The sequence below is a fragment of the Frigoribacterium sp. CFBP 13729 genome (assembly GCF_014841875.1).
Classification (GTDB): Bacteria; Actinomycetota; Actinomycetes; order Actinomycetales; family Microbacteriaceae; genus Frigoribacterium.
In genome coordinates this window covers 46,085-66,012 of record NZ_JACYUR010000006.1, presented here as the reverse complement: position 1 = coordinate 66,012, position 19,928 = coordinate 46,085, and the positions used below count along the sequence as shown (strand labels likewise).

Here is a 19,928-nt window from a genome sequence, read left to right as displayed (position 1 = left end):
ACAGGGCGGGTCCCGACTCCACGATCAGCAAGGTGTACAGCGACGTATGACCGACACCACCACCTCCGCGACGTCCGCGCCCCTCGACCTCGTCACCATCGGCCGCTCGGGCGTCGACCTCTACCCCCTGCAGGACGGCGTCGGCCTCGAGCAGGTCGAGACGTTCGGCAAGTACCTCGGCGGCAGCGCCGCGAACGTGACCGTCGCCGCGGCGCGGCACGGACTCCGCACGGCCATCGTCACCCGCACCGGCGACGACCCCTTCGGCCGCTTCGTCTCGGGCGAGCTCGAGCGTCTCGGGGTCTCGACCCGGTTCGTCCGCACGGTGCCCGACCTCAACACCCCGGTCACGTTCTGCGAGATCTTCCCGCCCGACGACTTCCCCCTCTACTTCTACCGGGCGCCCAAGGCTCCCGACATGGTCGTGAACGCCGACGAGCTCGACCTCGACGCGATCACCGACGCCCGCATCTTCTGGGCCACCGTCACCGGGCTCTCCGAGGACCCGAGCCGGACGGCCCACCACGCTGCCTGGGAGGCACGCGGACGCACACCGCTCACGATCCTCGACCTCGACTACCGGCCCATGTTCTGGTCCTCGCCCGACGACGCCCGCCGCGAGGTGTCCCTCGCCCTCGAGCACGTCAGCGTCGCCGTCGGCAACCGCGAGGAGTGCGAGATCGCCGTCGGCGAGACCGACCCGCACCGTGCCGCCGACGCACTGCTCGACCGCGGTCTCGACCTGGCGATCGTGAAGCAGGGCCCGCGCGGCGTGCTCGCGAAGACCCGCGACGAGACCGTGGAGGTGCCCCCTCACTTCGTCGAGGTCGTCAACGGCCTCGGCGCGGGCGACGGCTTCGGCGGCGCCCTCTGCCACGGCCTGCTGCAGGACGACTGGTCGCTGCGGGACGTCCTCCGCTTCGCCAACGTCGCCGGCGCGATCGTGGCCAGCCGCCGCGAGTGCTCGACCGCCATGCCCTCGACCGCCGAGGTCGACGAGATCGTGAGGAGCATCGCCCGTGTCGACGCCTGAGGTCACCGCCGCCAGCCCCGCCAGCCCCACCACCGCCTCCCTCGACTTCGAGGCGCTGCGCCACGTCCGCACCTTCGCCCCGCAGACCGTGCTGCCGCGGGTGCGCGACCGCGCCCGCCGGACGCTGCTCGCCGACGACGGCCGCCTGTTCATCGTCGCCGCCGACCACCCGGCCCGCGGGGCGCTGGGCGTCCGCGACGACCCCGCCGCGATGGCCGACCGCTACGAGATGCTCACCCGCCTCGTCACCGCCCTCTCTCGACCGGGCGTCGACGGCGTGCTCGGCACGCCCGACGTCATCGAGGACTTGGCCCTCCTCGGCGCCCTCGAGGGCAAGGTCGTGGTCGGCTCGATGAACCGCGGCGGCCTCAAGGGCGCCTCGTTCGAGATGGACGACCGGTTCACCGGCTACGACGTGCCGAGCATCGTCGCGTCGGGCATCGACTTCGCCAAGCTGCTGATCAGGATCAACCTCGGCGACGCCGCGACCGCCGCCACCCTCGAGTCGACCGCCCGGGCGGTGGACGCCGCCGCGGCGGCACAGGTGCCGATCATGCTCGAGCCGTTCGTCAGCCGCTGGGTCGACGGCACCGTCGAGAACGACCTCACGCCGGAGGCGGTCGTCACGTCGGTCGCCGTCGCCTCGGGCCTCGGTGCCACGTCCGCCTGGTCGTGGCTGAAGCTCCCCGTCGTGCCCGAGATGGAGCGGGTGATGGCGTCGACGACGCTGCCGACCCTCCTGCTCGGCGGCGACCCGTCGGGCCGCCCCGACGAGACCTATGCGTCGTGGGAGGCCGCGCTCGGCCTCCCCGGCGTCCGCGGCCTCGTCGTCGGCCGCACCCTGCTGTACCCGGCCGACGGCGACGTGGTCGCCGCGGTCGACACCGCCGCCGCGCTCGTGCACGGCTGATCCCTCCCGAGAAGAGAAGCAGGACCATGTCTGACACCCCGACGAACGCTGCCGACACCGCCGCCGACCTGCCCGTCGTCCCGCACTGGATCGACGGCCGCGAGTCGCCGTCGACCTCCGGGCGCACGGCCCCCGTCTACGACCCGGCCCTCGGCGTCGTGACGAAGCACGTCGCCCTCGCCGACGACGCCGAGATCGCGGCGGCCATCGCCTCGGCCCAGGCCGCGTTCCCCGCCTGGCGCGATCTCTCGCTCGCCAAGCGCCAGCAGATCCTCTTCCGGTTCCGCGAGCTGCTCGAGGCGAAGAAGGGCGAGCTGGCCGACATCATCACCTCCGAGCACGGCAAGGTCGTCTCCGACGCGCTCGGCGAGATCACCCGCGGCCAAGAGGTCGTCGAGTTCGCGACCGGCCTCGCGCACCACCTCAAGGGCGAGTACTCCGAGCAGGTGTCGACGGGCGTCGACGTCTACTCGACGAAGCAGCCGCTGGGCGTCGTCGGCGTCATCTCGCCGTTCAACTTCCCCGCGATGGTGCCGATGTGGTTCTTCCCGATCGCCATCGCCGCCGGCAACACCGTCGTCCTCAAGCCGTCCGAGAAGGATCCCTCCGCCGCGCTCTGGCTCGCCGCGCTCTGGTCCGAGGCCGGCCTGCCCGACGGCGTCTTCACGGTGCTCAACGGCGACAAGCAGGCCGTCGACGGGCTGCTCACGCACCCGGACGTCCGTGCCGTCTCGTTCGTCGGCTCCACCCCGATCGCCCGGTACGTCTCCGAGACGGGCACCGCGAACCACAAGCGCGTGCAGGCCCTCGGCGGCGCGAAGAACCACATGCTGGTGCTGCCCGACGCCGACCTCGACCTCGTCGCCGACTCCGCGATCAACGCCGGCTTCGGCTCGGCGGGCGAGCGCTGCATGGCGATCTCCGTCGTCGTCGCGGTCGAGCCCGTGGCCGACGAGCTGATCGCCAAGATCAAGGAGCGCGCGGCGACGCTGCGCATCGGCGACGGCCGTCGCGGCTGCGACATGGGCCCGCTCGTCACCGAGCAGCACCGCGACAAGGTCGCCTCGTACATCGCGATCGCCGAGGAGGACGGCGCCGAGGTCGTCATCGACGGCCGCGGCGTCGAGGTCGACGGCGACGCCGCTGGCTTCTGGCTCGGACCGACCCTGCTCGACAAGGTGCCCACCACGTCGCGGGCCTACACGGAGGAGATCTTCGGACCGGTCCTCTCGATCGTGCGCGTCGCCTCCTACGAGGAGGGCGTCGTCCTGATCAACGACGGCGCGTTCGGCAACGGCACGGCGATCTTCACGAACGACGGAGGTGCGGCGCGGCGCTTCCAGAACGAGGTGCAGGTCGGGATGATCGGCATCAACGTGCCGATCCCGGTGCCCGTCGCGACGTTCTCGTTCGGCGGCTGGAAGGACTCGCTCTTCGGCGACACGAAGGCCCACGGCGCCGAGGGCGTCCGGTTCTTCACCCAGCAGAAGGCGATCACCTCGCGCTGGCTCGACCCGTCGCACGGCGGCGTCGACCTCGGGTTCCCGCAGAACTGAGCCGCCAGGACCGAGACAGCACGAGGAGGCGCGGCATGACCACGCAGAACGAGACGGTGTTCCCGAGGGGCGCCCTGGCGCGCGGCCAGTGGGAGTCCGTCGTCGACGGCGGGATCGACGGCTGGCAGCACACCGGCCTGCGCGTCGCCGAGCTCGCGGCCGGCGGCGAGCTCTCGCTGCCCGCGGCCGGCGTCGAGCGCCTCGTCGTCCCGCTGTCGGGGTCGTTCACCGTCCGGCAGCAGGGCTCGGGCGACCTCGAGACCACGCGGCTGGAGGGACGGCCCTCGGTCTTCGACGGCCCGACCGACGTCCTCTACCTCTCGACCGGCGCCTCCGCGACGATCGAGGGGGAGGGGCGCGTGGCCGTGGCCGCGGCGCCCACCGAGGAGGTGCGGCCCAGCCGGCACGTCCGGCGCGAGGAGGTGCCCGTCGAGCTGCGCGGCGCAGGCCGCTCCAGCCGCCAGGTGCACAACTTCGGCACGCCCCAGGCGCTCGACGCCGGCCGGTTCATCGTCTGCGAGGTCGTCACGCCCGCCGAGAACTGGTCGAGCTGGCCGCCGCACAAGCACGACGAGCTGAAGCCGGGGCAGGAGTCGCGGCTCGAGGAGATCTACTACTTCGAGACCGCGGTCGAGCGGGGTCGTGAGGCGCCGCCCGAGGCGGATCCGTTCGGGTTCGTCCGCGCCTACTCGTCCCCGGCCGGCGAGATCGACGTGCTCGCCGAGGTGCGCACCGGCGACGTCGCCCTGCTGCCGCACGGCTGGCACGGCCCCTGCGTCGCGGCCCCCGGCTACGACCTCTACTACCTCAACGTCATGGCGGGGCCCGACCCCGAGCGGGTCTGGAACATCTCGGACGACCCGGCCCACGGCTGGGTCCGCGGCACGTGGGAGGGGCAGGGCGTCGATCCGCGCCTCCCCTACGAGCGCCGGGCCTGACGAGCACCCGGCGGCAGCACGAGCACCAGCACCACCAGCACGACGACCACCACGTGACGACCACCCACGGCGACGAAGCCACGACGACAGGACACGATGACATGGGCTCCACCAGGCGGATGACGGTCGCGCAGGCGCTGATCGAGTTCCTCACGAACCAGTGGACGGTCGACGGCGACCACCGCGAGCGCACCGTCGCCGGCACGTTCGGCATCTTCGGCCACGGCAACGTCGCCGGCGTCGGCCAGGCGCTGGCGCAGCTCGAGGTCGAGCAGCCGGGCCTGATGCCGTACCACCAGGCCCGCAACGAGCAGGCGATGGTGCACCAGGCCGTCGGCTACGCGCGGATGACCAGGAGGCGGGGCACCTTCGCGAGCACCGCCTCCGTCGGTCCGGGCGCCGCCAACATGCTCACCGGCGCCGCGCTGGCGACCGCGAACCGGCTGCCTGCCCTGCTGCTGCCGAGCGACACGTTCGCGACCCGGGTCGCCGACCCGGTGCTGCAGCAGCTCGAGCTGCCGCACGACACGAGCGTGCAGGTCACGGACGCGTTCCGGCCGCTGTCGCGGTTCTTCGACCGGGTCGACCGACCCGAGAAGCTGTTCTCGATCGCGCTGGCCGCGATGCGCGTGCTGACCGACCCGGCCGAGACGGGAGCGGTCACGATCGCCCTGCCCGAGGACGTGCAGGCGGAGGCGCTCGACGTTCCCGTCGAGTTCCTCGCGCCGCGCGAGTGGCACGTGCGCCGTCCCTTGCCCGAGCGCGGCCCGCTCGAGCGCGCCGTCGCCGCGATCCGCGCCGCGAAGTCGCCGGTCATCGTCGCCGGCGGCGGGGTCCTGTACTCGGGGGCCGAGGAGTCGCTGCGCGCCCTCGTCGAGCTGACCGGCATCCCGGTCGGCACCACCCAGGCCGGCGGCGGCTCGCTCGTCTGGGACCAGCCGGGCTACCTCGGCGCCGTCGGGGCGACCGGCAGCACCGCCGCGAACCGCCTCGCCGCCGAGGCCGACGTGGTGATCGGCATCGGCACCCGCTACTCGGACTTCACCACGGCCAGCCGGACCGCGTTCCAGGCCGACGGCGTGCAGTTCGTCAACGTCAACGTGGCGTCGTTCGACGCGTACAAGCACGGCACTCAGCTGCCGGTGATCGCGGATGCCCGCGAGGCGATCGACGCCCTGCGCGCCGAGCTCGCCGACTGGCGCGCGCCGGCCGGGTGGGTCGAGCGGGCGGCCGCCGAGAAGGCCGGCTGGGACGCCGTCGTCGACCGCGTCTTCGAGCCCTCGGGCCTCGCCCTGCCGGGTCAGGCGGAGATCATCGGGGCCGTGCAGGCCGCCTCCGACCCCCGTGACGTCGTCGTGCAGGCGGCCGGCTCGCTGCCGGGTGACCTGCACAAGCTCTGGCGGGTGCGCGACGCGCTCGGCTACCACGTCGAGTACGCCTTCTCGTGCATGGGCTACGAGATCGCCGGCGGCCTCGGCGTCCGACGTGCCGCGCCCGACCGCGACGTGATCGTCATGGTCGGCGACGGCTCGTACCTGATGCTGCACACCGAGCTCGTCACGGCCGTGGCCGAGGGCGTCAAGATCATCGTCGTGCTCATCCAGAACCACGGCTACGCGTCGATCGGGCACCTCTCCGAGACGGTCGGCTCCGAGCGGTTCGGCACCCGGTACCGCGACGGGAGCGGGGCGACCCTGCCCGTCGACCTGGCCGCCAACGCCCGCAGCTACGGCGTCGAGACCATCGAGATCGAGGCCGGGCCGGAGGCGGTCGCCGACCTGGGCAGGGCCGTGGCGGCCGCGAAGTCGTCCGACACCGCGACGCTGATCCACGTCGAGAGCGACCCGCTGCTCTACGCGCCCGGCGGCGAGGGCTGGTGGGACGTGCCGGTCGCCGAGGTGTCGACCATGGCCAGCACGCAGCGCGCGCACGACGAGTACGTCACCCAGTCGGCGGCCCGCCGCCCGCTGCTGGGCTGACGCCGCGGGCCGGGCCACGGACCGCAGGCCGCGGAAGATGTCTCCATTTGTGCACGCCGTACAAACGGAGATAGTCTCCTTCTATAGGCGGAGAATGTCTCCGTTGTGGAGGAGGGCCCCGTGGCGATCGACGTGAGTGCACCAGGGCGCACACCCAGGGCTGATGCCCAGCGCAACCGAGACCTCATCCTCGGAACTGCGGAGGAGCACTTCGTCGAGCACGGCGTCGGTGGCTCGCTGGACGCGATCGCGAAACGTGCGGGCGTCGGTGCGGGCACGCTCTACCGCCACTTCCCGACTCGCGAGGCCCTGCTGGCCGCCCTGCTCGCAGGACGTGACGAGGAGCTGGTCGCCAGGCGTGAGAGCCTCCGCGAGGACTCGGTCGACGCTGGTCAGGCACTCGACGGCTGGCTCAGAGCAGTCGTCACGTGGGCTGCGGCGTACGAGGGCCTTCCTGAGCCCTTGCGGGCCGCGACGACGACGAGTTCGTCGCCTCTGGCCACGACCTGCGAGGGATTCGTGACCACGACGGCCGAGTTCCTGGCAGCTGCCCAGCGCGCCGGGCTGGCACGCGGCGACGTCCGCGCTCGGGACCTCTTCCTGTCGGCGCTGGCGACGAGCTGGGCGAGCGGTGCCGCACTGGCGGACGACGAGACCGCGACAGCGCTGTCGGCGCTGACCCGGACGGGATGGGCGGAGTCCACACCGCAACCCGAAGGCCCGCGTGACTGACAGGACGGTCCCCCGGGTCCTCACGAGCACGAACCACCGCACCACGAAGGAGACAGAGATGAACGACACGGACACGAAGCGAATCGGCATCATCGGCAGCGGAGACATCGGAAGTGGCATCGCCCGCCTGGCAGTCGCCGCCGGCTACGACGTCCTGATCGCGAACTCGCGTGGGCCGGAGTCGCTCCGAGGCCTCGTCGAGGAGCTAGGACCCCGGGCTCGCGCCGGCGAGAGCCGCGAGGCCGTCGAGTTCGGGGACGTGCCGGTCCTGGCCGTTCCGCTCGGCGCGTATCAGGCGCTTCCCGGGGACGCGTTCTCGGGCAGGACCATCCTGTCGACGGGCAACTACTACCCGCATCGGGACGGCCGGATCGCCCGCCTGGACGCCCTCGAGCTCACGACCGCTGAGCTCGAGCAGGACATGCTGCCCGGAGCAGTCGTGATCAAGGCCTTCAACAACATCTTGTTCCACCACATCCCCACGCTGGCCCACTCCTCGCCCCGCACCGCCCTCGCGGTGTCCGGCGATGAGGCCAAGGCCAAGGGCAAGGTCTCGGCCATCGTCGACGATCTCGGCTTCGAGTCCGTCGATGCAGGCACGCTGGCCGAGTCGTGGCGGGCAGAGCCCGAGTCGGGGGCCTACACGTCGATCTACGCCGCCGACCTCGAAGCCTTCACCGCGGACTACCTGTCCGCCCCTGCCGCCCCCGTCACGGCTGACCGTCTGCGTGAACTGCTGGCTGCGTCGACTCGTGCGGACGTCGCAGCCCGTCAGTTCTGACGATCCCGCCGCAGGACCGGGCGCACGCGAACGTGCGCGCCCGGCCTGCGTCGTCGCCCGTCAGCGCTCGACGAGCGTGATCTCGAACGAGTAGAGGTCGGGCCGGTAGCAGTGCTGACCGTGCTCGACGGCGCGCCCGCTGTTGTCGAAGGCGGTGCGTCCCATCGTCAGGACGGCCGCGCTCTTGGGCAGGTCGAGCAGGCGAGCCTCGGAGGCGGTGGCCGACCGAGCCCCGATGCGCTGCTTCGCGACCCGCATCGTCACCCCGCGTCCGCGCAGCAGCTGGTAGAGCCCGTGCTTCTCGAGCGAGTCCATGTCGAGGTCGACGAACGGCTCGGGCAGCACGTTGTCGAGGATGGCCAGGGGCACGCCGTCGGCGGAGCGCATCCGAGCGAGGTGGAGCGTGGGGCTGCCGACCTCGACGCCGAGCGCCTCGGCCGTCTTCTCGTCGGCGCCCTCGACGGACGACGAGAGCAGCAGCGTCTCGGGCTTCTGGCCCGTCCGCTCCAGGTCCTCGTAGAGGCTGGTCAGCTCGACGTTGCGGGTGACGCGACCGTGGACGACCTGGGTGCCGATGCCGCGGCGACGCACGAGGAGGCCCTTGTCGACGAGCTCCTGGATCGCTCGGCGGATGGTCGGGCGCGAGAGCCCGAGCCGCGCGCTCAGCGCCACCTCGTTCTCTAGGCGGGCGCCGGCGGGCAGCGTCTCGTCGTGGATGGCCTCCTCGAGGAGGTTCGACACCTGGTAGTACAGCGGGACGGGGCCGGAGCGATCGAGCCCGAGGAAGAAGTCGGGGGGCAGCAGCTGCTCGTCCTGAGGCATCATGTCCGCTCTTGATCGGTGGTCCTCGATCCTCCCACAGCGGCGGATCGGCAGAGCTCGGGCCTGGCCGTGCGGCCTCAGCCGCGCGGCCTCAGCTGCGCGGCGCCGTGGTCGTCGTCGGCGGCGGTGTCACGGTCGGCGGCGCAGACGTCTCCGAGGCGTCGGCAGCCAGCTCGCGAGCGACGGGCGAGCCCGGCATCTCGCGCTCGAGCTCGTGCGCGAGCGAGTCGAGCTCGGCGCCGCCGGCCATCAGGGCCGTCAGCTCGGGGAGCGTGATCTCGCTCTTCTCGAAGTTGCCGAGGCTCATGCCGCGGTTGAGCAGCAGGAACCGGTCGCCCACCGGGTACGCGTGGTGGGGGTTGTGCGTGATGAACACGACGCCGAGGCCCTGGTCGCGCGAGCGGGCGATGTACTTGAGCACGACGCCGGACTGCTTGACGCCGAGGGCGGCCGTCGGCTCGTCGAGGATCAGCACGCGGGCGCCGAAGTAGACGGCGCGGGCGATGGCGACGCACTGGCGCTCGCCGCCCGACAGGGTGCCGATCGGCTGGTCGACGTCGCGCAGGTCGATGCCCATGCGGGCCAGCTCCTCGAAGGTGATCTGCTTCATCGCCTTCACGTCGAGGCGACGGAAGGGGCCGACCCCGGTGGTCATCTCGGAGCCGAGGAAGAAGTTGCGCCAGACGGGCATCAGGGGCACGACCGCCAGGTCCTGGTAGACCGTCGCGATGCCGGCGCTGAGGGCGGCGCGCGGCGAGGCGAAGGTGACGGGCTCGCCGTCGAGCAGCAGCTCGCCCTCGCTCGGGGTGTGGGCCCCGGCCAGCATCTTGATGAAGGTCGACTTGCCGGCGCCGTTGTCGCCCAGCACGCAGGTGACCTGGCCGGCCGCGACCGTGGTCGAGACCCCGGAGAGGGCGTTGACGGCCCCGTAGCTCTTGCCGATGTCGCGGACCTCGACGATCGTCGTGCCGACCCCGGCACGCGGCGGCACGGGCTGCGCGTCGGTGCGGGAGGTGCGGTCGCTGCGGTCGCTGGTGGTGTCGGTGCTCATCGCCCGCCTCCTGCTCGTGTCCTGACGAAGTTGTTCAGCAGCACCGCGGCGAGGAGCATGGCGCCGAGCACCGTGCGCAGCCAGTTGGTGTCCCACTGGGCGAAGGTGATGCCCTGGAAGACCATGCCGTAGATCAGCGCGCCGAGGGCGGCGCCGATCGCGGAGCCGTAGCCGCCGGTCATCAGGCAGCCGCCGACGACGGCGCAGATGATGTAGATGAATTCCTGGCCCACGCCGGTGTTGGCCTGGACCGTGGAGGTGCGGAAGAGCGAGATCATGCCGACCAGCCAGGCGGCGCCGGCCGTGCCCATGAACAGGCCGATCTTGGTCTTGAGGACGGGCACGCCGACCTGGCGGGACGAGTTCAGCGCGCCGCCGACGGCGAAGATCCAGTTGCCGGCACGGGTGCGCAGCAGGATCCAGGTGGCCGCCGCGGCGACGAGGAACCACCAGAGCACCGACACGTAGAAGGTGCCGCCGCCGATCTGGACCGACGCGCCGAACAGGGGCTGGATCGAGTCGTAGGCGGGCACCTTGGTCATGCCCTGGATGGCGACCTGTCCGGTGATGATCTTGGTGACGGCGAGGTCGATGCCCGCGAGGGCGAAGAACGTGCCGAGGGTCACGATGAAGCTCGGCAGGCCCGTCTTCATCACGAGGATGCCGTTGACGGCGCCGACGCCGAGGCAGACGACGAGCGAGATGACGACCGCGACCCAGATGCTGAGGCCGTAGTGGGTCGTGAGGATGCCCACGATGAGGGCCGAGAAGCCGGTCATCACGCCGGCGGAGAGGTCGAACTCGCCGCCGATCATCAGCACGGCCACCGCGACGGCCATGATGCCGAACGTCGACGCCGACTCGAGCCAGACGCCTGCTCCGGCGAAGCTCAGGAACTGGGGCGTGTAGAGGGAGAAGAACAGGAGCACCGCGAGCGCGGCGACGAAGGCGCCCGTCTCGGGGCGGGCGAGGATCTTGCGGAGCGGACGCCGCTCGAGGCGTGGCCTCGTCGCGATCGTCACGATGTCAGTGGTCGTCAACGGTGACTCCTGGGTCGGGGGAGGTGAGGGGGCCGGCTGCGTGTCGAGCCGGCCCCCGGGGGGTGTGCCTAGCGGGTGCCGTTGGCGGCGAACTCGGCGACCTGGGCCGCGTTGTCCTTCGTGACGAAGGCAGGGCCGGAGTAGACCGGCTGGCCGCCGCCGATGACGTTGCCGTTGGTGACGAAGAGCTGCAGGGCGGTGACGCCCAGGAAGCCCTGCACGTAGGGCTGCTGGTCGACGGCGAACAGGATGGAGCCGTTCTCGACGTCGGCCACGACGTCCTCCGACAGGTCGAAGGTGCCGATCTTCGCGTCGCTGCCGGACTCCTCGACCGCGCCGACCGCGTCGATGGCGTACTGGCCGCCGAGGGTGAGGACCCCGTCGATGGACGGGTCGGCCTGCAGCTTCGACTTGATGGTCGCCTTCACGTCGGCGTCGTTCGTGCCGTCGACCTGGAGGTTCGTCATCGTGCCGCCGAAGGTCTTGGCGGCGGCGGCGCAGCGGTCCTCGAGGCCGACGTTGCCGGCCTCCTGGATGACGCAGAGCGCGTTGCCGAGGCCCTCGTCGGCGAGCCTGGTTCCGACGGCCTCGCCGGCGACGGTCTCGCTCTGGCCGATGTGGGTCAGGGCGCCGAACTCGGCCGAGCGCTCGATGCCCGAGTTGATGGTGACGACGGGGATGCCCGCGGCGACGGCCTTCTTGACGCTGTCCTCGACGCCGTCGGGGTTGGCCATCGAGACGACGATGCCGTCCACCTCCTGCGCCACCGCGTTGTCGATCAGCTGGGACTGCTTCGCGGGGTCGGCGTCGGAGTTGTAGGTGATGGTGGCGCCGTAGTCGTCGCCCGCCGTCTCGGCTCCCGACTTCACGCGGTCCCAGAAGGCGTCGCCGGGGCCGGAGTGGGTGACGACGGCGAAGGTGAGGTCTCCGCCGGTGTCGGGGCTGGCCGTCTCCTGGCCCGTTCCCGCGCAGCCGGCGAGGAGGAGCCCGGTCGTCGCGGCGAGGCCGAGGCCGGCGAGGAGTCGCTTCTTCATTGAAAGTCCCTTCGATGCGGAGCTCGTCGCGCAGGACGGTCCGGGGTGACGTCGGTGTCGGGTCCGAGTATGTGTGAGGGGGTCTTGCTTGTCAATACATTCTGTCATTGGGATAAGCTCGGTTCGCCCCCTGCTCGACAGGGGTCCCGCCGACGACGTCAGGAGAACCATGTCGACACCGGATCGCGTAGGAGTAGGCCTCGTCTCGCTCGGATGGATGGGACGGCTGCACTCGCGGGCGTACCGCGCCGTCGCGGAGCACTATCCCGAGCTGCCGGTGCGGGCGGAGCTGGTGTCCGCCGCCGACACGGACGCCGACGCGCGACACCACGCCGAGACGGTGCTCGGCTACCGCCGCACCACCGGAGATTACCGTGAGGTCATCGCCGACCCCGAGGTCGACGTCGTGTCGATCTGCGCGCCGAACTTCCTGCACCACGAGGTCGCGCTCGCCGCGGCCGCCGCGGGCAAGCCGTTCTGGATCGAGAAGCCGATGGGCCGGTCGGCCGCGGAGTCGTCCGAGATCGCGCGCGCCGCCTCCGACGCCGGCGTCGTCACCTCGGTCGGCTTCAACTACCGCCACGCGCCCGCGGTCGCCCGCGCCCGGGAGCTCGTCCGCTCGGGCGCGCTCGGCACCGTGACGAACGTGCGCGTGAGCCTGCTCGCCGACTACTCGGCCGATCCGCTCGGCGCCCTGACCTGGCGGTTCATGCGCGACCGCGCCGGGTCGGGCGTGCTGGGCGACCTGCTGTCGCACGGCGCTGACCTGGCCCAGTTCGTGGTGGGCCGCATCGACTCCGTGACCGGGCTGACCGAGACGTTCATCCGCGAGCGTCCGCTGCCGGGCTCGGGCTCGGCGGGCCACTTCAGCAAGGGCGCCGAGGGCGGTGCCACCGGGGCGGTCGAGAACGAGGACTACGCCGCCGTGCTCGGCCGATTCGACTCGGGCGCCGTCGTCGTGCTCGAGTCGAGCCGCGTCGCGATCGGGCCGCGCGCGGAGTACGCGCTCGAGGTCTACGGGACGAAGGGGTCGCTGCGCTGGGACTTCCAGCGGCTGAACGAGCTGCAGGTCGCCGACGACACGAGCGGGTACCGCACCGTCATGGCGCAGCCCGGCTTCGGCGACTTCGCCCGGTTCCAGCCGGGCGCCGGCACGAGCATGGGCTTCGACGACCTCAAGACGATCGAGGCGCAATTGTTCCTGCGCTCGGTGGTCGAGGGGCGCCAGCTGGCGCCGTCCGCCGCCGACGCCTGGTCGGCCGCCGAGATCGTCGAGGCCGCGGTCCGCAGCGACGAGGCGCGGGCGTGGGAGGCGGTCGGCCGGGTCGAGGGGCCGACCACCTACGACCTCTGACGGGTCGGGCTCGCCGAGCCGCCGCCTCCTCGTTGCCGGTCCGACGTCGGCCGCGAGGCAGGCGAGGCAGGCGGCCCGGTCCGCAGGCGGCGTCAGGCGAAGGAGGCGCGGAAGCGCTCGAGCGCCGTCTCCGAGTCGCCGGAGGGCCAGGCCTCGAGCCCCACGACGCCCTCGTACCCGAGCGTGCGCAGCTCGGCCGCGATCGCCGGGTACCGGATCTCGCCCGTGCCCGGCTCGAAGCGTCCCGGCACGTCCGCCACCTGGATCTCGCCGACCCAGGGCAGCGCCCGCCGCAGCAGCTCGATCAGGTTCCCCTCGCCGATCTGTGCGTGGTACAGGTCGAGGTTGAGGCGCAGACCGGGGCTGTCGACCGCGCTCACGAGCGCGAGCGTGTCCTCGGCGCGGGCGAAGGGCGTGCCCGGGTGGTCGACCGCGGTGTTGAGGTTCTCGAGGGTGAAGACGCGCCCGTGGCGCTCGCCGAGCAGTGCCAGGCGGGCGAGCGTCTCCTGGGCTCGCTCGCGGTCGCCGGGCGCCACCTCCTCGTCCGGGCGCAGCGGGCGCACCGGCAGGCCGTCCGGGTCGAGCCCGGTGCCGTGCAGGTTGAGCCGCGGGGAGTCGATGACCTCGGCCGCGGCGATCGACAGCTCGGCGGTGCGCAGCAGCTCGGCGATGCCGTCGGTCGTGGTCAGGTCGCCGCTGAGGTAGCCGGTCATCGACGAGAACGTCGCGCCGGTGGCGGCGAGGGCCGGCAGGTCCTTCGTCGACCAGCCCCAGATCTCGACCTGGAAGTCGAGCTCGTGCAGGCGCCGGACGCGGTCGACGACCGGCAGCTCGCGGAACAGCATCTCGGCGGAGGCCGCCAGCGCGAACGTCATCGTCGCGTCAGAGCTCGACGGCGACGGAGACGCGCTCGACCGCCGAGCGGGCGGCGGCGTCGGCGAGGACGAGCGCGGCGCGGCCGTCGGCGAAGGTCGGGCTCGCCGACTCCTCGCCGCGAGCCAGCTGGATGAACGCGCGCAGCTCGGCGACGTAGGCCGCCGCGTACCGCTCGAGGAAGAAGTCCTGGTAGGGCGGCTTCGCCTCGACGTGGGAGGCGGTCGACACGCTGACGAGGCTGGTGAGCGCGTTCGACACCTGCAGCGAGCCCTCGGCGCCGAACGCCTCGAGCCGCTGGTCGTAGCCCACGGCGCTGTGCCGCGAGTTGGTGATCGAGACCAGGGCCCCCGAGGAGGAGCGGAGCGTCACCATCGCAGTGTCGAAGTCGCCGTGCTCGCGGGCGCCCGGGTCGAAGACGGTCGTGCCGGTGGCGGTCACCTCGACGATGTCCGGCAGGAAGAACCGGGCCATGTCGAAGTCGTGGATGGTCATGTCGCGGAAGATGCCGCCCGAGACCCCGACGTACGCCGCCGGAGGGGCCGCCGGGTCGCGGCTGACGATCGAGAGCTGCTCGAGCTCGCCGATCTCGCCGGCCGCCACCCGGGCGCGCGCGGCGGCGAACGCGGGGTCGAAGCGACGGTTGAAGCCGAGCGCGATCGGGATGCCCGAGGACTGCACCCGGGGCAGCAGCGCGTCGACCCGCGCGATGTCGAGGTCGATCGGCTTCTCGCAGAGCGCGGGGACGCCGGCGTCGAGCGCCGCCCCCAGCAGGTCGACGTGCGTCGCGGTGGGGGAGGCGACGAGGACGGCGTCGACGTCGCCCGACGCGAACATCTCGGCCGCGTCGGTCGTCACGGTGCCGCCGTGGCGGGCCGAGACGGCCTCCGCTCCCTCGACGAAGGGGTCGCAGACCCAGGCCAGCACGGCCTCGGGGTCGGCCGCGATGTTCGCGGCGTGCACCTGGCCGATGCGGCCCGTGCCGATGAGTCCGAAGCGGAGGGGAGTGGTCACGTCGTCGTCCTTGCTGCCCGTGGGCGTCGTGGGAGCCCCGAGGGGCAGGAGGTGGGGGTGCGGAGGCCGTCAGGCCCAGTCGCGGAGGGCCTCGCGGTTGACGAGCTGGTCGGCGCCCCGCTCGGCCCGGAACGCGGCGATGTCGGCGTCGGGGGCGTTGAGCACGTCCTGCTCGACGACGATCCAGCCGTCGAAGCGCTGTCGGTCGACGGCGCCCATCACCGCCTCGAGGTCGACGTCGCCCTGGCCGAACGCCACGAAGGAGCCGGACGACCAGACCTCGCGCATGCCGCCTCCGTCGCCCAGCACCCGCCGGAGCTCGGTGACGTCGACGTCCTTGAGGTGCAGGTGGTTGATGCGGTCGCCCCAGCGCTCGATCGCGAGCACGGGGTCGCCGCCCCCGATCACGAGGTGCCCGGTGTCGAGGGTCAGGCCGACGTCGACGGCCGCGAGGAACCGGTCGATCTCGTCGGGGGACTCGATGAACGTGCCCGCGTGGTGGTGGAAGGTCGGCTCGAAGCCGGCCGCCCGCGTCAGGGCGGCGGCACGCTCGACGTTGGCGACGAGGGTCGACCAGCGGCGCTCGTCGAGCGGGTCGGCGGCGGCGCCCCGGCCGGGGCCGGCGCGCCGTGCGTCGGACCCGTCGTCGGCGAGGGTCGGCAGCGGCAGTCGCGAGGGGCCGTCCGCGGACGCCTCGGCGAAGATGCGCAGGGCCTCGTGCAGCTGGGGGAGCGCGGCGTCGAAGGCGTCGTCGTCCGAGAACGGCAGCTGGACCCAGCCGCCGGCGAGCTCGAGGCCCGAGCGGGCGAGCCGGGCGCGCAGCTCGTCGCCGCGGCCGAGGTAGTCGACGGGCCCGAGGTCGACTCCGGCGTAGCCGCTCTCGGCCAGCACGTCGACGAGCTCGTCGGGGCCGACGACGTCGGCGCCCTCGGGGGTGAGCTCGAAGACGCCGAAGCTGACGGGGGCTCCGGCCACGGACGCCTTCATCGGAGCGCCGGCAGCAGGGTGCGGGGGGTGGTCTGGTCCATACGTCTCTGTATGCCTTCCCGGTGGGGGCCAATTGTCCTAACAATGGCACAAACTCCCGGGCGTGGCAACGGAGGTGGGCGACTGGACGCTGCCCTGCAGCCCCTCGCTCGTTGTGGTCCGAGCGTCAGGGCCGACGACCCGGACCTCGCGAGTCGAGCAGTCGCCGCGCGAGCTCCTGCCCTGCCTCGACGAGCGCCGGCGGGCCCTCGAGCGTCAGGTCCGCGTCGAACCCGGCGAACCGGGCCGCGAGGGCACGCCACGACCACGAGCCCGTCGTGAGCCTCGTGCGGCCGTCGTCCCCCGGCTCGATGAGAGCGTCGGCGTCGACGTAGGGCGCGACGTCGCTCGCCGGGAGGTCGAGCGTCGCCGTGCCGACGCAGGGCCAGGAGGCGTCGGTCGACCCCCGGAACCGCGCCGCGACGAAGGCGACCGGGTCGTCACCGGGCACGGGGCGCCGACTGAACGACCGGCGCGTGGCCGCCCGCGGGTGCATCCGGTCGACGCGGTAGGTGCGCCAGTCGGCGGCGGCGGGCGCCCACGCCAGGAGGTACCAGCGGCCGTTGCTCGTGACGACGGCGTGCGGCTCGACCGAGAGGGGTGGGCCGACCTCGGCCTCGCCCCAGACGGGCGCGTAGTCGAACCGGAGCACCTCGTGGGCGCTGGTCGCCTCGATCACCGCGACCAGCACCTCCGGGTCGACGACCACCGCCGACGGCGTGCTGAGGACCTCGATCGAGTCCATCCGGTGCCGCAGCCGAGACGGCATCACCTGTCGGACGGTGCCGAGTGCACGAGCGGCCGCCTCGCCGATGGCGGTGCCGGAGGCGGGCGCCACGGCGAGCGCGAGCGCGACGGCCACGGCCTGGTCGTCGTCGAAGAGCAGGGGCGGCAGCTCGGCACCCGCCGACAAGCGGTAGCCGCCCGCCGGCCCTCGCAGGGTCGTCACCGTGTAGCCCAGCTCGCGCAGGCGCTCGACGTCGCGGCGGACCGTGCGGGGGCTCACGCCGAGTCGCTCGGCCAAGAACGTCGCCGAGCTGTCCCGTCGCACCTGCAGCAGCGAGAGGAGCGTGAGGATCCGCGAGGAGGGGCTGGTCACGTCCTGATGATCGCACCAGATGCGGTCACGATCTGACCGCATCGAGGAGGAGAGTCGCCGTCGACGCGGTCCTCACCACCGAGGACTGCGCGACGACGAGGAGACAGCCATGACGATCTCGACCACCCCGCACCTCAACTTCGACGGAGACGCCCGCCAGGCCCTGGACTTCTGGGCCGCTGCGCTCGGCACCGAGGCGACGGCCATGACCTACGGACAGATGGGCGCCTCCGACGACCCGGCGTGGGCGGACCGGATCGTCTGGGGGCAGGTCGAGACCGCGAGCGGCGTCCGCGTCATGGCGTTCGACGTCTGGCCGCACCAGGAGTACGACCAGGGGACGAACTCGTCCTACGTCTACCTCAGCGGCGACGACGCGGCCGAGATCACGGCGGTGTGGGAGGGGCTCGTCGAGGGTGCCGAGATCCGGCAGCCGCTGGGCGCCTCCGCGTGGTCGCCGTTGGCGGGGCAGCTCCGCGACCGGTTCGGCGTCGTGTGGGCGTTCGACGTCCGGGCTCCGCACCCGGGGGCGTGACGGGAGGCGGGCAGGCCTGACACTTCGTGGTCGGGCACCCCGCGGCCTGACACCCCGCGGCCTGACACCCCGTGGCCGCGGCACCCCGAAGTGGACGATGCACCCCGTCGTTGCGGGGTGCATCGTCCACTCGGGGGTGCGTCGCCCGGCCCGGGCTACTCGCTGACGCTGTCGCTCTCGCCCGCGAGTTCGCCGCCGTCGATGACGAACTCGGCCCCGGTCTGGAAGCTGGACTCGTCACTGGCGAGGTAGACCACCAGGGCCGACACCTCCTGGGGCTCGCCGATGCGGTGCAGGGCGCCGAGCTGGTCGCCGAGCTCGAGGCCGTCGGTCATCGGGGTGCGGATGACGCCGGGGTGCACCGAGTTCGAGCGCACGTTCTCGGCCCCGAGCTCGAGGGCGACGGACTTGGTCAGGCCGCGGAGGGCGAACTTCGACGCCACGTAGCCGTGCAGCGCCGTGGTGCCCTGCAGCCCTGCGGTGGAGGAGATGTTGACGATGCTCGACGGGGCAGACGCGACCAGCGCCTCCTTCGCTGCCGTGATGCCGAGGAAGGCTCCCGTGACGTTGATGCCGAGGATGAGGTTCCACTGGTCGAGCGTGTACGTGCCGAGGCGGCCGAAGTTGACGATGCCGGCGTTGTTGACGAGCACGTTGAGGCCGCCGAACTCGCTGACGGCCGTGGCGACGGCCGCCTCCCAGTCGCTGGGCGACGTCACGTCGAGGTGCACGTAGCGGGCGGCGTCGCCGAGCTCGTCCGCGAGGGCGCGGCCCTCGTCGTCGAGCAGGTCGCCGACGACGACCCTGCCTCCCTCGGCCACGATCGCCCGGGCGTGCGAGGCGCCCATGCCTCGCGCGCCTCCGCTGACGAGGGCGATCTTGCTGGTCAGTCTGTCCATGGGTGGCTCCTTTGCCATCGGGTGCTGCGGGTCCGGCAGGTGTCGCGGTGGGCGACGGGTGTTGCCGTCCGGGCACAGTAGCGACCGAACCGTCGGGTTCGCTGAGGGGCCCACGACGGTGCCCGCGTGCTCGCGGGGCTCGCGGGGCTCGTCGAGTCTCAGAGCTCGCGGACGGAGAGCAGCGACCGCACGGTCAGGGCTCGGCGGGGCGCGTTGGTCTCGAGGCCGTCGACGACGACTGCGGCGCCGAGCCAGGTCGCGCCGCTCATCTCGACGAGTGCGTGGCAGGCCTGGACCTGTGCGCCGGTCTGGACCCAGTCGTCGACGAAGAGGACCCGGTCGCCCGACTGCAGCAGCGACCGTCGCAGGCCGAGCCGCAGGTGCCTGTCCTGGTAGTCGGGCGGCGTCGAGGTCTCCCACCAGGCGTCGCTGTCGGCGCTGCGCGACGGGTCCTTGCGGACCTCCGCGAAGCCGACGCCCAGGTGCCGCGCGGTGAGCACCCCGAGGAGGCTTCCGCGCGACTGGGTGCCCATGACGACCGTGGGCGCGGCTTCCGGGAAGAGGTCGGCGAGGCCCTCGCCGATGGTCTGCAGGGTGTCGGCGTCCCGCCACCAGCTGGTCACGTCCGCGAGGTAGTCGGGATCGTTGCGGTCGCCCCGCCAGCGGAAGGAGGTGCGGAGCTGGTCGCGGAGGACGGAGGAGGTGGTGGGCACCTGGTCATCTTGGCGGCTCGCGCGGCCGTCACTGTTCCGTCAGGGCCGCCGCGTACGCCTTCACCGAGCGGTGGTACCGCGGCAGGGTGGGCTCGACGGCCTCGATCGCGACCCTGAGCGCCTCGTCCGGACGGCCGGCGCTGTGCAGCGCGAGCGCGAGGAACACCCTCGGCGCGGCCCCGGTGGCCGGGTGCTCGGGAGCGTCACGCAGCATCGCGATCGCCTCGTCGAGCCGGCCGAGGTTGCGGAGGGTCGAGGCGTGCTGCACCACCATCTGGGCCGCACGCGTGGGGTCGACGGCGTCGAGACCGGCCGCGGTCGCGGCGGCGTAGTGGACGTCGGCCTCCGCCTCCTGCCCGCCCGAGTCGTAGGCGCCTCCCAGCTCGAACGAGCCCAGGGCGGGGTGAGGCGCAGCGGCCGCCAGCGCCTCCATCAGGGTGATCCGGTGTGCGTCGCCGATGTCGGCGTCGGCCCAGAGGGCGGCGACGCGCGCCTCCCAGTCGTCGGTGCTCGTCCGGTCGTCGGTGCTCATGTGCCGA

At 72.4% G+C, this 19,928-nt stretch carries 20 protein-coding genes; 9 read left to right on the top strand and 11 right to left on the bottom strand.

The window, feature by feature from the left end; translation table 11 throughout:
* Positions 1-46 precede the first annotated feature (46 nt).
* The 7 genes from iolC to IFT77_RS14730 all read left to right on the top strand — a co-directional run bounded on the left by iolC (position 47) and on the right by IFT77_RS14730 (position 7,929).
* Positions 47-1,033, top strand: coding sequence for a 5-dehydro-2-deoxygluconokinase (gene iolC / locus IFT77_RS14760; RefSeq protein ID WP_192170427.1), 987 nt, complete (start codon positions 47-49; stop codon positions 1,031-1,033).
* On the top strand, positions 1,020-1,943 hold the full coding sequence (locus tag IFT77_RS14755; protein ID WP_192170426.1) for a deoxyribose-phosphate aldolase: 924 nt from the start codon (positions 1,020-1,022) through the stop codon (positions 1,941-1,943). The genes iolC and IFT77_RS14755 overlap by 14 nt, the downstream gene beginning before the upstream one ends.
* 26 nt (positions 1,944-1,969) lie before the next feature.
* Positions 1,970-3,499, top strand: coding sequence for a CoA-acylating methylmalonate-semialdehyde dehydrogenase (locus tag IFT77_RS14750; protein WP_305798194.1), 1,530 nt, complete (start codon positions 1,970-1,972; stop codon positions 3,497-3,499).
* A 35-nt stretch (positions 3,500-3,534) separates the two neighbouring features.
* Positions 3,535-4,437 carry a 5-deoxy-glucuronate isomerase gene (gene iolB / locus IFT77_RS14745; RefSeq protein ID WP_192170425.1) on the top strand — a complete coding sequence of 301 codons (903 nt, stop codon included), beginning with the start codon at positions 3,535-3,537 and terminating at the stop codon, positions 4,435-4,437.
* A gap of 101 nt (positions 4,438-4,538) precedes the next feature.
* Positions 4,539-6,416 (top strand): 3D-(3,5/4)-trihydroxycyclohexane-1,2-dione acylhydrolase (decyclizing), encoded by a 1,878-nt coding sequence (gene iolD, locus IFT77_RS14740; RefSeq protein ID WP_192170424.1) that lies wholly within the window; start codon positions 4,539-4,541, stop codon positions 6,414-6,416.
* 120 nt (positions 6,417-6,536) lie between these two features.
* Positions 6,537-7,148: a TetR family transcriptional regulator gene (locus tag IFT77_RS14735; RefSeq protein ID WP_192042816.1), complete on the top strand. Its 612-nt coding sequence runs from the start codon at positions 6,537-6,539 to the stop codon at positions 7,146-7,148.
* Positions 7,141-7,929 (top strand): NADPH-dependent F420 reductase, encoded by a 789-nt coding sequence (locus tag IFT77_RS14730; RefSeq protein WP_371741081.1) that lies wholly within the window; start codon positions 7,141-7,143, stop codon positions 7,927-7,929. Before IFT77_RS14735 ends, IFT77_RS14730 begins: the two co-directional genes overlap by 8 nt.
* 60 nt (positions 7,930-7,989) lie before the next feature.
* Here IFT77_RS14730 and IFT77_RS14725 read toward each other — a convergent pair whose 3' ends face one another.
* From IFT77_RS14725 to IFT77_RS14710, 4 genes are all read right to left on the bottom strand, one after another.
* On the bottom strand, positions 7,990-8,751 hold the full coding sequence (locus tag IFT77_RS14725) for a GntR family transcriptional regulator (RefSeq protein WP_192042884.1): 762 nt from the start codon (positions 8,749-8,751) through the stop codon (positions 7,990-7,992).
* 91 nt (positions 8,752-8,842) lie between these two features.
* On the bottom strand, positions 8,843-9,802 hold the full coding sequence (locus tag IFT77_RS14720) for an ATP-binding cassette domain-containing protein (protein ID WP_192170422.1): 960 nt from the start codon (positions 9,800-9,802) through the stop codon (positions 8,843-8,845).
* The gene (locus tag IFT77_RS14715; RefSeq protein ID WP_192170421.1) at positions 9,799-10,842 is read right to left on the bottom strand and encodes an ABC transporter permease; all 1,044 of its coding nucleotides are present in this window, start codon (positions 10,840-10,842) and stop codon (positions 9,799-9,801) included. The genes IFT77_RS14720 and IFT77_RS14715 overlap by 4 nt, the downstream gene beginning before the upstream one ends.
* Positions 10,843-10,910: 68 nt before the next feature.
* Positions 10,911-11,876 (bottom strand): sugar ABC transporter substrate-binding protein, encoded by a 966-nt coding sequence (locus IFT77_RS14710; RefSeq protein WP_192042813.1) that lies wholly within the window; start codon positions 11,874-11,876, stop codon positions 10,911-10,913.
* Positions 11,877-12,045: 169 nt separating this feature from the next.
* Here IFT77_RS14710 and IFT77_RS14705 point away from each other — a divergent pair, with 169 nt between their 5' ends.
* Positions 12,046-13,230 (top strand): Gfo/Idh/MocA family protein, encoded by a 1,185-nt coding sequence (locus tag IFT77_RS14705; RefSeq protein ID WP_192170420.1) that lies wholly within the window; start codon positions 12,046-12,048, stop codon positions 13,228-13,230.
* Positions 13,231-13,322: 92 nt separating this feature from the next.
* Here the strand turns inward: IFT77_RS14705 and IFT77_RS14700 are convergent, their stop codons facing one another.
* The 4 genes from IFT77_RS14700 to IFT77_RS14685 all read right to left on the bottom strand — a co-directional run bounded on the left by IFT77_RS14700 (position 13,323) and on the right by IFT77_RS14685 (position 17,242).
* Entirely contained in the window at positions 13,323-14,105 is a 783-nt protein-coding gene (locus IFT77_RS14700) for a TIM barrel protein (protein ID WP_192170419.1), read from the bottom strand.
* A 7-nt stretch (positions 14,106-14,112) separates the two neighbouring features.
* Positions 14,113-15,117, bottom strand: coding sequence for an inositol 2-dehydrogenase (gene iolG / locus IFT77_RS14695; protein ID WP_192170418.1), 1,005 nt, complete (start codon positions 15,115-15,117; stop codon positions 14,113-14,115).
* Between the two features lie 69 nt (positions 15,118-15,186).
* Positions 15,187-16,092 (bottom strand): sugar phosphate isomerase/epimerase family protein, encoded by a 906-nt coding sequence (locus tag IFT77_RS14690; RefSeq protein ID WP_371741080.1) that lies wholly within the window; start codon positions 16,090-16,092, stop codon positions 15,187-15,189.
* Between the two features lie 178 nt (positions 16,093-16,270).
* Positions 16,271-17,242: a WYL domain-containing protein gene (locus tag IFT77_RS14685; RefSeq protein WP_192042808.1), complete on the bottom strand. Its 972-nt coding sequence runs from the start codon at positions 17,240-17,242 to the stop codon at positions 16,271-16,273.
* Between the two features lie 109 nt (positions 17,243-17,351).
* On the opposite strand from IFT77_RS14685, the gene IFT77_RS14680 reads away from it, so the two are divergent.
* The gene (locus IFT77_RS14680) at positions 17,352-17,777 is read left to right on the top strand and encodes a VOC family protein (protein WP_192042807.1); all 426 of its coding nucleotides are present in this window, start codon (positions 17,352-17,354) and stop codon (positions 17,775-17,777) included.
* Positions 17,778-17,932: 155 nt separating this feature from the next.
* Here IFT77_RS14680 and IFT77_RS14675 read toward each other — a convergent pair whose 3' ends face one another.
* The 3 genes from IFT77_RS14675 to IFT77_RS14665 form a co-directional block, all read right to left on the bottom strand.
* Positions 17,933-18,676: an SDR family oxidoreductase gene (locus IFT77_RS14675; RefSeq protein ID WP_192042806.1), complete on the bottom strand. Its 744-nt coding sequence runs from the start codon at positions 18,674-18,676 to the stop codon at positions 17,933-17,935.
* 158 nt (positions 18,677-18,834) lie between these two features.
* Positions 18,835-19,389 carry a phosphoribosyltransferase family protein gene (locus IFT77_RS14670; protein WP_192042805.1) on the bottom strand — a complete coding sequence of 185 codons (555 nt, stop codon included), beginning with the start codon at positions 19,387-19,389 and terminating at the stop codon, positions 18,835-18,837.
* A gap of 28 nt (positions 19,390-19,417) precedes the next feature.
* Positions 19,418-19,921: a tetratricopeptide repeat protein gene (locus IFT77_RS14665; protein WP_192170416.1), complete on the bottom strand. Its 504-nt coding sequence runs from the start codon at positions 19,919-19,921 to the stop codon at positions 19,418-19,420.
* Positions 19,922-19,928 lie beyond the last annotated feature (7 nt).